General features: G+C 46.5%; 1 protein-coding gene. It reads left to right on the top strand.

Annotated features, from left to right (window positions below):
• The coding region (locus tag AMS66_RS33315; protein WP_236703048.1) for a hypothetical protein at positions 1 to 202 on the top strand (202 nt) is incomplete at both ends.

Genomic DNA, 202 nt, shown 5'->3' with positions numbered 1-202 from the left:
TCGGAGAACTTCTGTACTCGCCATTGTCATTTGGATCGAATTGCAGAAAATAGCCTGTCGGCGTCTCCATGTAAGAAACTTTCTGCTGTTTCTACCGTTGGTTGCAGATTTTGCCGTTAGTGATGTCGGACGCTCCTGTTTCGCGACATTACCTTATTCCATCGTAGATCGTTCCGGAAACCTTAAGCTCCTTCGAGATAGG

The organism is Paenibacillus xylanivorans, assembly GCF_001280595.1.
GTDB classification, from domain to species: Bacteria; Bacillota; Bacilli; order Paenibacillales; family Paenibacillaceae; genus Paenibacillus; species Paenibacillus xylanivorans.
This window is presented reverse-complemented; position numbering and strand designations above follow the sequence as displayed.